General features: G+C 56.6%; 14 protein-coding genes. 11 read left to right on the top strand and 3 right to left on the bottom strand.

Going from position 1 to position 15,195, the window contains the following annotated elements; all coding sequences use genetic code 11:
* Window positions 1-2: 2 nt before the first annotated feature.
* Together CHH28_RS04555 and CHH28_RS04550 are read left to right on the top strand one after the other, a co-directional pair.
* A complete protein-coding gene (locus CHH28_RS04555) occupies window positions 3-1,043 on the top strand; it encodes a glycosyl hydrolase family 8 (protein ID WP_094059195.1) in 1,041 nt (346 codons plus the stop codon).
* Window positions 1,040-4,147: a cellulose synthase subunit BcsC-related outer membrane protein gene (locus CHH28_RS04550; RefSeq protein ID WP_094059194.1), complete on the top strand. Its 3,108-nt coding sequence runs from the start codon at window positions 1,040-1,042 to the stop codon at window positions 4,145-4,147. The genes CHH28_RS04555 and CHH28_RS04550 overlap by 4 nt, the downstream gene beginning before the upstream one ends.
* Here the strand turns inward: CHH28_RS04550 and dprA are convergent.
* Together dprA and CHH28_RS04540 are read right to left on the bottom strand one after the other, a co-directional pair.
* Window positions 4,139-5,251 carry a DNA-processing protein DprA gene (dprA, locus tag CHH28_RS04545; protein ID WP_094059193.1) on the bottom strand — a complete coding sequence of 371 codons (1,113 nt, stop codon included), beginning with the start codon at window positions 5,249-5,251 and terminating at the stop codon, window positions 4,139-4,141. The genes CHH28_RS04550 and dprA overlap by 9 nt on opposite strands.
* 25 nt (window positions 5,252-5,276) lie before the next feature.
* On the bottom strand, window positions 5,277-6,347 hold the full coding sequence (locus CHH28_RS04540; RefSeq protein ID WP_094059192.1) for a LysM peptidoglycan-binding domain-containing protein: 1,071 nt from the start codon (window positions 6,345-6,347) through the stop codon (window positions 5,277-5,279).
* Window positions 6,348-6,527: 180 nt separating this feature from the next.
* On the opposite strand from CHH28_RS04540, the gene def reads away from it, so the two are divergent.
* The 9 genes from def to CHH28_RS04495 all read left to right on the top strand — a co-directional run bounded on the left by def (window position 6,528) and on the right by CHH28_RS04495 (window position 14,204).
* A complete protein-coding gene (def, locus tag CHH28_RS04535) occupies window positions 6,528-7,049 on the top strand; it encodes a peptide deformylase (protein ID WP_094059191.1) in 522 nt (173 codons plus the stop codon).
* A 1-nt stretch (window position 7,050) separates the two neighbouring features.
* Window positions 7,051-8,007: a methionyl-tRNA formyltransferase gene (fmt, locus tag CHH28_RS04530; RefSeq protein WP_094059190.1), complete on the top strand. Its 957-nt coding sequence runs from the start codon at window positions 7,051-7,053 to the stop codon at window positions 8,005-8,007.
* Complete coding sequence (rsmB, locus tag CHH28_RS04525; protein WP_233243739.1) at window positions 8,004-9,323, top strand: 16S rRNA (cytosine(967)-C(5))-methyltransferase RsmB; 1,320 nt, start codon at window positions 8,004-8,006, stop codon at window positions 9,321-9,323. The genes fmt and rsmB overlap by 4 nt, the downstream gene beginning before the upstream one ends.
* A gap of 49 nt (window positions 9,324-9,372) precedes the next feature.
* Window positions 9,373-10,746: a Trk system potassium transporter TrkA gene (trkA, locus tag CHH28_RS04520; RefSeq protein ID WP_094059189.1), complete on the top strand. Its 1,374-nt coding sequence runs from the start codon at window positions 9,373-9,375 to the stop codon at window positions 10,744-10,746.
* 26 nt (window positions 10,747-10,772) lie between these two features.
* Window positions 10,773-12,227 (top strand): TrkH family potassium uptake protein, encoded by a 1,455-nt coding sequence (locus tag CHH28_RS04515; RefSeq protein WP_094059188.1) that lies wholly within the window; start codon window positions 10,773-10,775, stop codon window positions 12,225-12,227.
* A 4-nt stretch (window positions 12,228-12,231) separates the two neighbouring features.
* Window positions 12,232-12,822 (top strand): sigma-70 family RNA polymerase sigma factor, encoded by a 591-nt coding sequence (locus CHH28_RS04510; RefSeq protein WP_094061978.1) that lies wholly within the window; start codon window positions 12,232-12,234, stop codon window positions 12,820-12,822.
* Entirely contained in the window at window positions 12,809-13,000 is a 192-nt protein-coding gene (locus CHH28_RS04505; protein WP_094059187.1) for a zf-HC2 domain-containing protein, read from the top strand. The genes CHH28_RS04510 and CHH28_RS04505 overlap by 14 nt, the downstream gene beginning before the upstream one ends.
* A gap of 195 nt (window positions 13,001-13,195) precedes the next feature.
* Window positions 13,196-13,531, top strand: a complete 336-nt coding sequence (locus tag CHH28_RS04500; RefSeq protein WP_094059186.1) for a hypothetical protein — start codon at window positions 13,196-13,198, stop codon at window positions 13,529-13,531.
* A 52-nt stretch (window positions 13,532-13,583) separates the two neighbouring features.
* On the top strand, window positions 13,584-14,204 hold the full coding sequence (locus CHH28_RS04495) for a DoxX family protein (RefSeq protein ID WP_094059185.1): 621 nt from the start codon (window positions 13,584-13,586) through the stop codon (window positions 14,202-14,204).
* Here CHH28_RS04495 and CHH28_RS04490 read toward each other — a convergent pair.
* The gene (locus CHH28_RS04490) at window positions 14,201-15,136 is read right to left on the bottom strand and encodes a lysophospholipid acyltransferase family protein (protein ID WP_269843687.1); all 936 of its coding nucleotides are present in this window, start codon (window positions 15,134-15,136) and stop codon (window positions 14,201-14,203) included. The two genes, CHH28_RS04495 and CHH28_RS04490, sit on opposite strands and share 4 nt — an antisense overlap.
* Between the last annotated feature and the right edge of the window lie 59 nt (window positions 15,137-15,195).

The raw sequence follows: 15,195 nt of genomic DNA, 5'->3' as shown, positions 1-15,195 counted from the left end.
ACGTGCGTGCTTCACTGTTGGCCCTGCTGCTTTTAGGGCCAGTGTGTTGGGCAGCCAGCTGGCTGCCGACGTCGCCACCGCCACAGTTGCAACAGCACTGGGACAGCTTTCAACGCTGTTTTATCAGCCCAGAAGGCCGAGTGGTGGATACCGGCAATGGCAACATCAGCCATTCGGAAGGTCAGGGCTACGCCATGCTGATGGCCTCGGCGGTCGGCAGCGAACAGCAGTTCGAACGTCTGTGGCAGTGGACGCAAGCCAATTTGCAGCAGCGTTCCGATGACAAATTGTTGATCTGGAAATGGCGCAGCGACACACCGCACACCCCCGACCTTAACAATGCCAGCGACGGTGACATTGCCGTTGCCTGGGCCTTGTTGCGCGCTGCTGAGCGCTGGCGTAACCCGCACTGGCGTCAGCAGGCGCTGGAGCTTATAACCCACATTGAACAGTCGTTATTGCGCCAGCAGTCCGGCGATTGGTGGTTGCTCCCGGGGGTGCAGGGCTTTGAGCACGCCGAAGGGACAGAGTACAACCTGGCCTACTGGCTATACCCTGCGTTGGTGCATTTCAGTCGCATCCAGCCACAGTCATCGTGGCAACAGTTGATTGATTCTGGTCTACAACTCACTCGAGATAGTGCCGCAGCCACCGAGCTTGGCTTGCCGGCCGATTGGTTGCTGCTGACGCCAGACGGTGAACTGCAGCAAAGCGGTGAACGTCGCGGGCGTTTTGGCTACGAGGCCATCCGCATTCCACTGTATTTGTGTTGGGCGCGCGGCTGCAATCAGGTGCCCGACACCTTGCGCTTTTGGCTAGCCCAACAACCTGAGCCGCCAGCCTGGGTCGATATTCATCAGCAAGCACATGCTCCTTACCCGTTATCACACGGTGCCAAGCAAATACGCACCTTGCTGCTGCAAGGCCAAAACCACACGCCGCCGCAGCCCTGCTCTGCCGAGCAGCCGGGCGACTATTACTCGGCTGTACTCGCCATGCTGGCGGTGCTCGCCAGCCATGAACAATCGGACTATTCGCTATGACCCATCCCCCGTTGATGCACCTGCTGCTTTGCACTCATGTGATGATCGCGACCCTAGCCACGGCCAACACTACAGCTGCGGATGAGTCGCTGCAATCCACAGCAACGGCGCAAGGGGTAGAAGTAGTACAACAGGCGCAGGACGTCACCGTGCTGCCAACTACCGGCACAGAACAAATCCCTGTTGTAGAACAAGAGCCCAGCTCAGTGCCACTGCAACCGGTGGCCGGTCCTGATCGCGCAGCTGAGCCCCTGCCGCCGGGCAATTGTCCGGGTATGCAGCAAGGCTGGAATACCGCTCGCAACTTTCAGCAGCGCAGCATGCCAGAAGCCGCGCACCAGACGTTGCAACGTCTGCTCAATGATTGCCCACAAGTCAGTGATCGCTTGGCAACTGTGTATCAGGCACGTGACATCCTCGGTCGTGACGTCGCACTGACAATGGCGCAACAACAGTTGCAACGCATCGACACACCACAGCCGCGCCGACAGTTACAGACTTGGCTGTACCAGCAGCACATGGAACAGGCGTTAGAGAGTTTTCAACAAGGACAATATTCACTCAGTAGCCGCCAGCTCTTGGCACAGGCGCCACAGATTCAACAGCGCCGCGATATTGGTATGGCTCGCGTTTTGTCAGACAGCTTGGCACGTGAGGGCAAACACAGCGCAGCGCTCCAGTGGCGCCAGCAAGCGGCGCAGTGGTCAGGTAATGCCAGCACCGACTTACAGGCGCAGATATGGTTGTATATCAATCAGGGAGATCTGGATAACGCCGAGCGGCTGTTGGCCTCCGCCAATCAGCAGCAGCGCTATTTGATTGCCAGTCAACGAGCCAGCCAGGCCTTTGCTCAGCAACAGTATCAGCAAACCCTTCAGCATTTGGATACTGCGCAACGCTGGCGCTCGCGTGAACAGCGCGACCATCGCATCATGCGCGCTTGGTCGCTGTACCATATACAGAGCTACGACCAAGCCTATCAGGTGTTCAGCCAGCTGTATCAGCAGCGCGCCGACGACGATGTGGGGAAAGGGTTGTTTTACAGTGCCAGCAACAGCGATCAATTGCTCAGCGCACTGCTGCGCCATGGTAATAAAGGAATCATCAAAACCCTGGCCTCCGATCCGCTGGTGCGAGATCTGCGCAATGATGTTAATCAGCAAAGCGTTCCTGATCACCAGCCACCATTGGCAGCCATGGTACTGCAGGTTCGACAGCAACTGGCCGGACAACAGGTCGAGGCAATGCTGAGCAGTGAGCGCGCCAATGCCATCGAACAGCACGCACGCACATTGGCCCGCTACACCCTGCACTATCGCGATGCAGCCATGGCCAGAGCGTTATCAGCTGCACACAGCCAGGCAGCTGATGCCCGGCAGGATCGACCGCGTCAGCAGCACATCGAGCAATCCATTGCTTGGCGCCAGCGCGCCATCGACTGGAGCGATGCCAATGCCGAAGACAGGTTGGCGCTGGCCACGGCCTACATACAGCAGCAACGCACCGATGACGCGGAACATCTACTGCAGCAGTTGGTGGCTGATCAGCCCTCTCAAGGCGCACAACGTGATTTGTTAACAGCGCTGTACAGCCAACGCGCCAGCCAAGCTTATGAACAACAAGACTATGTCACCGCTTTGCAGCAGCTAGATCGGTTACAAGACTATCGCCCGTTACAGAGCACAGAGTGGAGTCTGAGCGGCTGGGCGCACTATCGACTGCAAGAGTACGGTGATGCGTTTGATGCGTTTGCCCAGGCCTATGACATGGACGAGGGCAATCCAGAAGCCGCCTCAGGACTGATGTTCAGCGCCTATGCCGACAATATACTGGATGACGCCGCCGAGTTGGCTGAGCAGCATCCTGGCCAACTGCGACCGCTGTTGGGTTATGAACATACCTTCAATGCAGCGCGCGATGGTGTCGATGCTGACTATTTCGAGCTGCAGGAGGATGGCAGCATCGTGCTGCAACCGTGGCAGCGCAGTGATTGGATCGTTAGTGGCGGCACACGGCTGAGCCATCGTAGCGGCGACAGCGGTACCAGTCGACTCACCACTCTACGCATGCCCGAGGTATTGCTGCATTGGCGGCCCAAGTACTCACGCCATCAATGGTGGTCGCGGATTTCGGTGTTACAACTGAGCAGCGGTGATGCCGACGATGAGGCTGAGTTGGGTTTACCGCAGTGTATATTCGCCAGCAACGAGGACCCTTGCCCGCAACGCGATACCGACAGTGGCAACCAAGGGCCACTGTTAGAGCCGTGGCTGCAATACCGCTATCACGGCAAGGGAGCAGCGCTAACCGTCGCTCTGGGTACCACCCCAATGGGCGGCGAGGTGGATGCCAAATGGACTGGCTCATTTTCAGCGGCCATCGGCGATGAAAGCGCAGGCCTGGCACTGCAGCTGCAGCGCAGACCGGTGCAGGAAAGCATGCTGGCCTACGTCGGCATTGAAGATCCTCACAGCTCAGACAGCTGGGGACGGGTGCTGCAAGACAGCGTCAATATCAGTGGCTTTGGCGAGCTGGCCGAGCAAAGCCGGGCGCTGGTGAGCTTGGACTGGGCTAACTATCAGGGTGAGCAAGTACGCGATAATCGATCCGCGACTCTGTATGCACGCATGGGGTTTATCCCCAAACTCAGACGCGCGCAGGTCGAAGTCGGCCCGGAGCTGTTGGCGAGTTATTATCAACACAACCTGTCTGGGTTTAGCCAGGGACACGGGGGCTACTTCAGCCCGCAAATGCTGGTGCGCATGGGCGCTCGGTTGGCGTGGCAGCAGCCGTTGTCACGCCGCACCTACTGGCGCAGCCAATGGACGCTGGGGTATCAGGTTCATCATCAGGACTGCTTAAAGGCCTACTTTGCCAACAGCAGCCGCTGTTATCAGGACAGTAGTGACGATTCTGGGGTCGCCGCTGGTATCGATTTGGCCATTTTGCATCGCCTAGGGCGCAGCCCGCACCACCTCGGCAGCCAATTCAGTTTCAACAGCAGTCCACAATACAACGACTGGAGCGTTTGGTTGTTTTGGCAATACGCCACCGATGGTGACTCCTTGCTACAACTGTTGGATACAGCGCTGCAGCTACCGTAGCCGCATAAATCCGCCCGCCGATTGCGCTAGCCAACCGGACAGTTCCAGTTCTAACAGCTGAGGAAGTAACTGCGCCACGTCCAATTGGCTGCGAATGGCGATCACATCAACGGCGGTTGGCGCAAAATCAATACAACTGAGCAACCCTGGCTGCCATTGCTCAGGCGTGGCAGCGCTGTTCACAGCAGGTGAATTGGGCACAGACGGCGCATCGGGAGCCGTTAAACCGAATATGCCCAGTTGCTGCAGCACATCGTCAGCATGCTGCACCAAGGTCGCACCATCGCGTATCAATTGGTGACAGCCCTGACTCAAAGGGTTGTTCACCGCCCCCGGCACCGCCATTACTTCCCGCCCCTGCTCAGCTGCTTGCTGCGCGGTAATCAGTGAGCCACTGCGCAACGCCGCTTCTACCACCACGACGCCCATACTAAGACCACTAATAATGCGATTACGCGATGGGAACTGCGGTGCTCGCGGCGCGGTTCCTGGTAAGAACTCAGACAAAATCAGACCGTGCTCCAGCAGCTGCATGGCCAATGTTTGATGCCGGCGCGGGTAGATGATGTCGGCACCACACCCCAGCACAGCAATGGATCGACCTTGACTCACCGCCCCCTGATGACTGGCACCGTCAATGCCAAGTGCCAAACCAGACACCACCGTTAGCCCGCAGTTAGCCAGCACGGCGCCATTATGTTGTGCCCAATCACTGCCGTAGCGACTGGGATTTCGGCTACCAACCATCGCCACTCTGGGTTGATCCAGGGCGGAAAGATGTCCACGTGCGAACAAAAACAGCGGTGCGTCGGGCAAGGTTGCCAGCGAGTCGGGATAGGGCGGTACACCTGCTAGCAACAAATCGCAACCAGCTTGCTGGCGCCAATGCAGCAGAGTTTCGACACCCTTGTTCAGACTTGAGTCGTGTTGCCAGCGGTGTGCCAGCTCGGCATTCAGCTCCAGCTGTTGCAATTCATCAGACGTTAACTGCAGCAGATCGGTGCTGTGAGGGAGGGATTGCCGTATGGCATTGAGGGTAAGGTTGCCGACGCGAGGCAAGCGGCTCAGCCGCCACCAGGCGCCTATCTGCTCATCCGTGAGCATAATATTTCCTTGTTAAAACAGGTTGTTACGGCGCAGAGAAACGGTCGCCAACGCGCAAAGGCTTGGTCGCACGCATAATCAGGCCGTACGACATTTTGTCGTAAGTGCGGAACACCATCATCATACCGGCACGTTCAGCAGGTAGACGCACGTATTCATCCTCCGCACGATCGTAGACGACTTCACCGGCTTTTTTCACCAGCAACACGCTACCTGGCTCCAGTCCTTCTCGTTCACCACGATTAAGTACCACCACGTCGAACTGACCGACCTGAGATACGCCACCGGATACCGCTAAAATCTGTCCCTCTACATCACCCTTCGGCGACTTAGGAATAAAGCGCGATAGAATCCGGCGATCTTCGGTTTGCAACAGCAAATCACCTGCAGACACGTGTTGATTGGTGCGTTCCAGTTCCATAGTCAAGATGTCGCCGTTTACATCCGTAACCCGACCTTGACCAATATCTAACGCTTCGAGTCCCAGAACCTCCTCGGTTTCCGGGTCACGGTATACTTGGCCACGACGATAAATTGAGTAGGCAGAAGCCACTTTTTCCAGTGCCTTGCCGCGGGCATACACAGTACTGCCTGCCCCCATCAAAATTCGACCTTCACTGCCGGCCAGTACTCGTGGTGCGTTGTCTAGCTCTTTCGGTTGCACCACTCGATGGTTACGCAAGAAACCGCGTACGGCATCCATTGGGATGGCGGGAATCGCTGCTTCAATCGGCTCCACGCGCACAGTCGGGTGCAGCCTCATGGTGCCCGGCTCAGAGCTGGGCGACAGTTTCACTGTGCGCGCGCTTTGGCCACGCTTCACCACAGTCACACGACGCTCACCGTTGACTTCAATCAGCGCCAGCTCGTCGCCTGGAAAAATCAGGTGTGGGTCTTCAATCTGACGGTTCAGATACCAAATTTCCGGCCACTGCCAGGGGTCATTCGTAAAGCGTTCGGAGATGTGCCACAACGTATCCCCTTCTTTTACCGTGTAACGTTGAGGTGCATCGGCTTTTAAAGGTAAGGCCGAAGCCATGGAAGCCGACAGGCACATCAAACCGGTAAGAAGAACGCGCTTGATGGTTTTGCTCATCCTGTATTCCCTTTATCATTAACGCATCTGACGATGCGCAGTCGACAGCGCCGCGGCGGCATTGCCGCTCCTGCCTAAGGCCGGAACCGCGCACTTGCTTTCTTTCTGTATCGCCAGCCAGTTTAGCAAGTCAATCGCTTGCTGTTCTATATGCACGCTAAATCTATCGATAGAGACACTATGGCCATACTCGATATTCTCGAATACCCGGACCCGCGCTTGCGCAACATAGCCAAACCTGTGGCCGAGGTAGATGACCGCATTCGTCGCATCATTGACGATATGTTCGACACTATGTACGACGCACCGGGCATCGGTTTGGCGGCGACACAGGTCAATGTCCATGAGCGCATCATTACCATCGATGTGTCCGAGGATAACAGCGAGCCGCTGGTATTCATCAACCCGGACATCACAGTGCTGGATGGCGATATCGAAAGTATGCAGGAAGGCTGCTTGTCGGTACCGGGCTTTTACGAGGAAATTTCTCGTATTGAGCACTGCTTAGTAAAAGCACTGGACCGAAACGGCCAATCCTTCGAGATGGAGTGTCGAGGTCTGTTGGCGGTGTGCATTCAGCACGAGGTCGATCATCTCGATGGCAAGCTGATGGTGGACTATCTATCTCCATTGAAGCGCAAGCGCATCAAAGACAAGCTAGATAAAAAGCACAAGCTGGAAGCTCGTCAGGGACAGCGTTGATATGTCATTGAAACTGATTTTTGCCGGCACGCCGGAGTTTGCTGCGGACCATTTGCGCGCCCTGATCGCCAGCGAGCATGAAATTGTTGCGGTCTACACTCAGCCAGATCGCCCCGCCAAGCGCGGTAAGAAGCTGCAGCCCAGCGCCGTTAAGCAGGTAGCGCTGGAGCATGACTTGCCGGTGCTGCAGCCGCTCAACTTCAAAGACCCACAAGATATCGCCACCCTGGCCGACCATCAGGCCGATGCCATGATCGTCGTCGCCTATGGGCTGCTGCTGCCCAAAGCCGTGTTAGAGGCGCCAAAGCATGGCTGTCTCAATGTACACGCCTCATTGTTGCCGCGCTGGCGCGGTGCCGCACCCATCCAGCGTTGTCTGGAAGCGGGCGACAGCTGTACCGGCATCACCATCATGCAGATGGATGAAGGCCTGGATACCGGCGATATGTTGCACAAACTGACCACTGTCATCAGCCAGGACGACACCGGCGGCAGCTTGCACGACCGCTTAGCGCAGCTAGGCCCGCCAGCATTGCTCGACACCTTGACCGCGCTGGAACAAGGTCAGCTGCAACCGGAACAACAAGACGACAGCGCAGCCTGTTATGCTCATAAACTGAGCAAACAAGAGGCCCAACTCGACTGGACGCGTCCCAGCTCGGAGCTGGCTCTGCAAGTACGCGCATTCAATCCAGTACCGATGAGCTACTCCATTCTAGGTAATGAGCGCATTCGTATCGTCGCCGCTGAAGCCATTCACAAACCACATACCCTGCTGCCCGGCACCATTGCTCGCGTCGATCAAGATGGTGTCGATGTCGCCTGCGACCAAGGATTGCTGCGTTTAAAGCACATCCAGCTGGCCGGCAAAAAAGCCATGTCTGTGGCAGAAATCATCAATGGTCAGCCGCAACTGCTGCAACCGAACTATGTCTTTAGCGCGGTGGAGCCAGCGTGAGTCAATCTCTGTACGGCAGCGCCGCTAAGTCGCTGTCAGCACGCGCTGCGGCCGCCCGGGCATTGTCTTTGGTGATGCAAGGGCAGTCACTCAATCAAGCATTGCCGATGCTAGAGCCACGCGTAGACGAATCTGACCGAGGATTCCTGCGCGATTTAGTGCTGGGCAGCTGTCGTCATTATCAGCGCCTTAATGCATTGGCAAAAATGCTGCTGAAAAGCCCGTTTGATGACAGCGACCAGGATTTGCACGCACTGTTGGTCATTGGTCTGTATCAACTGCACATGCAAGGCAAAGCCCCACATGCCGCGGTGCATGCCACCGTTGATGTGTGTGAAGAGCTGGGCAAGGGCTATGGCAAAGCCGTGATCAACGCCTGCTTGCGCCGCTTTGGCCGTGAATACGACAGTTTGACACCCGCCCTGGACGACAACCCGGTCACGGCCACCAGCCATCCCAAATGGCTGGTGAAAATGCTTAATAAAGCCTGGCCGGAACAGGCCGCTGCCATTTTGCACAGCAACAACGACAAGCCGCCTTTGTGCCTGCGCGTCAACCGTCGCCAAGTTAGCCGCGATGACTATCTGCAGCAGTTGCAGCAGGCCGATATCGACGCTCGTCCAGCACCCTTCAGCGATGATGGTATCTACCTGAACACTGGCCTCGACGTCACTACCCTGCCTGGTTTTGCTGCCGGTTTTGTTAGCGTGCAGGACGAGGCAGCTCAGCTGGCAGCGCAATTGCTGCAGCCGCAAAACGGAGAGCAGATTCTCGACGCCTGCGCAGCACCTGGAGGCAAAACCTGCCACCTGTTAGAACACGCCGACGTCCATGTCACCGCGGTGGATATCGACCAACAGCGGCTGCAACGTGTGCAAGAAAACCTCGATCGCCTGCAGCTCAGTGCAGAGTTGACCTGCGCTGACATGCTGCAAGCCTCCAGCTGGCAGAAACAGCAGTACGATGCCATTTTGTTGGATGTGCCCTGCTCCGCCACTGGCGTGATTCGCCGCCACCCGGACATTAAATTGCTGCGCCGCCGCGACGACATCGACGCGTTGGTGCACACCCAAGCGACGCTGCTGGACTTGGCTTGGTCGGCGTTAAAACCGGGCGGTCGGCTGTTGTACGCCACTTGCTCGGTGCTGCCGCAGGAAAACAGTGAGCAAATTGCCCAATTTGTGGCCCGAACTGACAATGCTGAGCTGCAAATACTGGACAAACCTTGGGGAAATGCCTGTAATGCCGGGCGCCAGTTGCTGCCGCAAACAGACAGCCACGATGGCTTTTATTACGCATTGCTGCAAAAAGCATAACGCAAGCTCAGATGGGCCAGTGATCCTGGCTCGGTGACAGAGGTCGCAGATGAAAATCATCATACTCGGTGCCGGTCAGGTGGGTGGCACACTGGCTGAGAATCTGGCCAGCGAGCAAAATGACATAACCGTGGTGGATACCGACCACGAGCGTCTGCGAGAGCTGCAAGACCGCATCGATATCAAAACCGTGTGTGGCAGTGCTTCGCACCCGAAAGTGCTGGCCGATGCCGAGGCCGACGATGCCGACCTGCTGATCGCCGTCACTAACTCGGATGAGACCAACATGGTCGCCTGCCAGGTGGCCTTTACCTTATTTCGTACACCGAAAAAGCTCAGCCGCATTCGTGCCAATGCTTACCTAAAAGAAACCGGGCTGTTCAGCGACGAAGGCTTTCCGATCGACGTACTGATCTCACCGGAAAAAGTGGTGACCGAGTACGTCAGCCGCTTGCTGCAATACCCAGGCTCGCTGCAAGTGTTGGACTTCGCCAACAACAAAGTACAGCTAGTGGCCGTGAAAGCGTTCTACGGCGGGCCGCTAGTCGGCCAGCAGATTCAAACGCTGAAAGAGCACTTGCCCAACATCGATGCCCGTGTAGCCGCCATTTTCCGCCGCGGGCAAGCCATCGAGCCGGTCGGTTGTACCGTGATTGAAGCCGACGACGAAGTGTTTTTTGTCGCCGCCAAGGACCACATTCGAGCGGTGATGGGCGAGCTGCGCCGCGCAGAAGATTCTTACAAGCGCATCATCATTGCAGGCGGCGGCAACATTGGCTTCCGCCTGGCCAAGACCCTTGAACGGGACTATCGCCTCAAATTGATCGAACACTCCCGCAGCCGCGCCCAGTATTTGAGCGAAAACCTGAAACACACCGTGGTGTTGTTCGGCAGCGCCACCGACAAAGCGTTGCTGGAGGAAGAAAACATCGAAAATACCGACGTTTTCTGTGCCCTTACCAACGACGACGAGGTCAACATCATGTCGTCGCTGCTGGCTAAGCGTTACGGCGCGCGCAAAGTGATGACGCTGATCAACAAGGCCGCCTACGTCGACCTGGTGCAAGGTGGCATGATTGATGTCGCCATTTCGCCGCAGCAGGCCACCATCGGCAGCCTGCTCACCCATGTTCGCCGTGGCGACGTTGCCAACGTGCACTCACTGCGCCGCGGCGCCGCCGAAGCGATTGAGGCTGTTGCTCACGGCGATAGCCGCAGCTCCAAAGTGGTTGGCCGTCGCATCGGCGAGATTGCGCTGCCACCTGGAACAACCATCGGTGCCGTCGTGCGCGGCGATGAGGTGATTATGGCCACTTCCGATGTGGTGATTCAGTCCGAGGATCACGTCATCCTGTTCGTGGTGGATAAACGCCACATCAGTGATGTTGAGCGCTTATTCCAGGTTGGCCTGGGCTTTTTCTGAGCAGTCGTTAGAGGGACATCTACGCTATGCACTTTACCGTCATCGCACGTGTGCTGGGCATTTTATTGATGCTGTTCAGTCTCACCATGGTGCCGCCTATGTTGGTTTCCATGTGGTACGACGACCAGGCCACCCAAGCCTTCGCCATGGCCTTGCTGATCATTTTTGGCATCGGTTTTGTCAGTTGGCTGCCGGTGCGACGCGTGCGCCACGACCTGCGCACTCGCGATGGTTTTTTGATCACCGTATTATTCTGGTTGGTACTGTCACTGACCGGCTCCTTTCCGCTAATGCTGGCCGACAACCCCGGCCTCAGCTTTACCGACGCGTTTTTTGAATCGCTCTCCGGCTGGACCACCACAGGTGCTACTGTGATTACCGGCATCGATGAGTTACCCAAGTCCATTTTGTGGTACCGCCAGCAACTGCAGTGGCTGGGTGGTATGGGGATTATCGTATTAGCAGTCGCCATTCTGCCGATGCTCGGCATTGGTGGTATGCAGCTGTTCCGCGCCGAAACACCAGGGCCGATCAAAGACTCCAAGCTGACGCCGCGCATTGCCGAAACCGCCAAAGCGCTGTGGAACATCTATTTGATGCTGACCATTGCCTGCGCGGTGTCCTACTGGATTGCCGGTATGGATGCTTTCGACGCCATCGCTCACAGCTTCGCCACCGTCGCCATTGGTGGCTTTTCGACCTACGATGCCAGCATCGGTCACTTTGATAGCGCCGCCATCGAAATGATTGCGGTGATATTCATGCTGATTTCGGCGCTGAACTTCGGCCTGCACTTTTTTGCTTGGCACAACAAAGCGCAGGCACTGGTGCATTACGTTCGCGACTCGGAGCTGAAGTTTTTCTTTTTCATTATCGCCGGTGGCATTGTGCTCACTGTTCCGGCGCTGTACCTGACCGGCACTTACGGTTGGCAGGAATCACTGCGCTTTGGCATTTTTGAGGTGGTGTCCGTTGCCACCACCACAGGCTTCGGCACCGCCGACTTTTCCGTATGGCCCATATTCCTGCCGGTATTGCTGTTTATGATGGCCTTTATTGGTGGCTGTGCAGGCTCCACCGGTGGCGGCATGAAAGCCATTCGTGTACTGCTGATTCACAAGCAGGGCGTGCGCGAGATTCGTCGTTTGATCCACCCCAATGCCATCATTCCAGTGAAGTTGGGCAATGCGCCGGTCAGCGAGCGCGTGTTAGAGGCGGTGTGGGGCTTCTTTGCTTTGTATGTGATTACTTACATGGTGATGATGCTGGCGCTACTGGCCACCGGCTTAGATCATGTCACGGCCTTTTCTGCTGTCGGTGCCTGCCTGAACAACCTGGGTCCTGGCTTGGGTGACGTAGCAGCCCATTACGGCGATATCTCCGATGCAGCGAAATGGATTCTGTCTCTGACTATGCTGTTAGGACGGTTGGAAATCTTTACCCTGCTGGTACTGATCAGTCCGGCATTCTGGCGGAGCTAACGTGATGATGGACTCGCTCAACGACCAACAGTTTGTCGAACAGGTGCGTGCACAGATGCTGTCTTTTGCTCGCTCTCAGCTGAGCCACGAGCAAGAGGCCGAAGATGCTGTGCAAGAAGCACTGGCCGGCGCACTGCGCAACGCCGAGCGCTTTGCCCACCGGGCGGCACTGCGCACTTGGATTTTTACCATTCTGCGCAACAAGATCAGCGACACTCTGCGCAAGCGCTACCGCAATCTGGAAAGTGAAACCTACGATGCTTGTAATGAATGTGGTGATGCCGACGACTCATGGTTTGATCAGCGCGGACACTGGCACGCTGAGCGCAAACCCAGCGCCTGGCAAGGCACCGATCAACGAGCTTTGAGTGAAGACTTTTGGCGTGTGTTTGACCACTGCCTCAATCATCTGCCCGCCGATCAGGGGCGCGTTTTTATGATGCGTGAAATGTTGGAGCTGAGCAGCCAGGAGATTTGTCACAACCTGGCGCTGTCGACCAGCAACTTGCATGTCTTGCTGCATCGAGCACGGCTAAAGTTGCGCGACTGCTTAAGCAGCAACTGGTTCGAAGGGGAGCACCATGCTGAACTGTGAACAAGCGACACGACTGCAATCCGAATCGATGGAGCGGCCGTTGTCACTGAAAGAAAAAGTCGAACTGAAGTTGCACACCGCCATGTGCAACGCCTGCCGCCGCTTTGGCCGCCAGGTCGGCTCGCTGCGTGATATGAGCCGCCAGTATCGCGATCAACAAGACAATAATTCCGACTGACCCCCCGCCAGCACCGCGCTCTGCTGGCAGGTCTCCTTCTCTGCCATTCCTGCCCGAAGAAAAAATCACAAAAATATCCGCCTAGGTTGTAATGATTCGACGTCGACGCCGACAAAGCCAATACGCAGCCAGCGCTGTGTTGAAACTTACAACCCAGTCATGCTCCCTAGCGGAGCCACAGACCGAGATATTCTTATGAAAAAGTCATTCAAACCTGTATCAGCATCCATCACCGCGGCTTTCTTATTGAGCGCAGCGGCGGCCACTCAAGCGGCGCCCGCCAGCACCACCGTCGACAATCCGTTTGCATCACAAACGTTGGAAGCTGGCTACCAGCTGGCCGGCAAACATGCTGAAGGTAAGTGCGGCGAGGGCAAATGCGGTGGCAAAGCCGAGTCTGAAGGCAAATGCGGCGAAGGTAAGTGCGGCGGCAAAGCAGAATCTGAGGGTAAATGCGGTGAAGGCAAGTGCGGCGGTAAAGCCGAGTCTGAAGGCAAGTGTGGCGAAGGCAAATGCGGTGGCAACAGCTAAGGTTGCTTAATGTATGGGGAGAGCGGTTATCTCCCCGTTGCTGGAGACATACATGAACGCTCTGCTACGCCTTTATCAGCCAGCCCATCAGGCCTTACAGCGTACGTCGTTTGCTGATGGGTTAGCGCCCTTACTGCTGCGATTGTACCTGGCGCCGGTGATGATGCAGGCTGGCTGGAACAAACTCAGCCACTTTGAAGACACCGCTAATTGGTTTGGCAACCCAGACTGGGGCCTGGGATTACCCGCCCCCGAGTTAATGACGGCACTCGCCGCCGGCACTGAATTCTTTGGTGGTGTATTGCTGTTGCTTGGCCTAGCGATACGCTGGATCAGCATTCCACTGATGGTCACTATGTTGGTTGCCGCCTTTGCCGTGCATTGGCCCAACGGCTGGCTGGCGATCGCCGATGCCAGCAGCTGGCTCGCCAACGACCGGGTATTAGAAGCGGCCGAACGCTTGGAGCGGGCCAAGTCTATTTTGCGCGAGCATGGTAACTACAGCTGGCTCACCGGGCGCGGCTCTGTGGTGATACTCAACAACGGCATTGAGTTTGCCATCACCTATTTTGTCATGCTGCTGAGCCTGTTCTTCACCGGTGGCGGTCGCTATACCAGCCTCGATTACTGGCTGGCTCGACGCTTCCAGCTATTGCCAGAGGGGCAGCGTTAGCCAATACCTTTGTAAGGGTTTTTGCCATCGCCGGGGCGACGCTTAAAGCGCTTGTAGGTCCACTGATATTGCTCCGGCGCATGCTCAACGCAGGCTTCAATAGCGGCGTTAAGCGCCGTTGCCGAAACAGCAGGGTCAGGGTCGTATATGGCGTCATCCGGCTTAATAAAATGAATATCAAAGCCCTCACCATTGGGTAGACGCTGGGTGAAACCAAACAGTGCCACCGCATCACTGCGCTGCAACAGCTCGTGGCACAGCTTAGGGGTCAGCGCTTCTACCCCCATAAAGGGCGCGAACACTCCACTGCGCGGTTTCGGTTCTTGGTCTGGCAAGATGCCAACAAACTCCCCGGCTTTAATCGCCCGAAACATCTCTTTCACCCCGGTCGATGTGGTGGGCACTAATCGTATGCCGGTTTTGCCTCGGCTGGATAACATCCAGCGATTCAGCACCGCATTCTTGGCCGGGCGGTACATCGCCAGCACCTCTGTCTGCGTGGTGATGTAATGATTAAGTACTTCCCAGTTGCCTAAGTGCGGCACACAAAACAGAACCCCTTTGTTGGCACTGAGCGCTTGCTGCAACACTTCGACATTGTGTACTTCGCGCACCAAAGCTAAGCCCTTGGCTTGACTGCCGCCCCACAGTACACCCATTTCCATCGATACCATACCAGTCTGGCGCAGCGTTTCTCGCCACAGCTGCTCCCGTTCGGCGCTGTCCATCTGCGGGTACACCATCTGCAGGTTACGGCGTGCAACTTCACGCGAACGGTTGCGAAAGCGGGTCATCAGCCAGCCCACACCAAGGCCCAGCCGCTGTGCCCAGCGCAGCGGGATCAGACCGGACAGCTTGAGAATAGCGACAATCAAATAGCCCATATGCAGCCCTTTAAAGTGAGTGTCGGCAGTGTACGCAAACCGGCTCAGCAGGCAAGGTTTGGCAGCGTCGATGGGCAGCTCTGCTAAGCTTTAGACACTGAAGATAT

Source organism: Bacterioplanes sanyensis (genome assembly GCF_002237535.1).
Lineage (GTDB): Bacteria > Pseudomonadota > Gammaproteobacteria > Pseudomonadales > Oceanobacteraceae > Bacterioplanes > Bacterioplanes sanyensis_A.
This window is presented reverse-complemented; position numbering and strand designations above follow the sequence as displayed.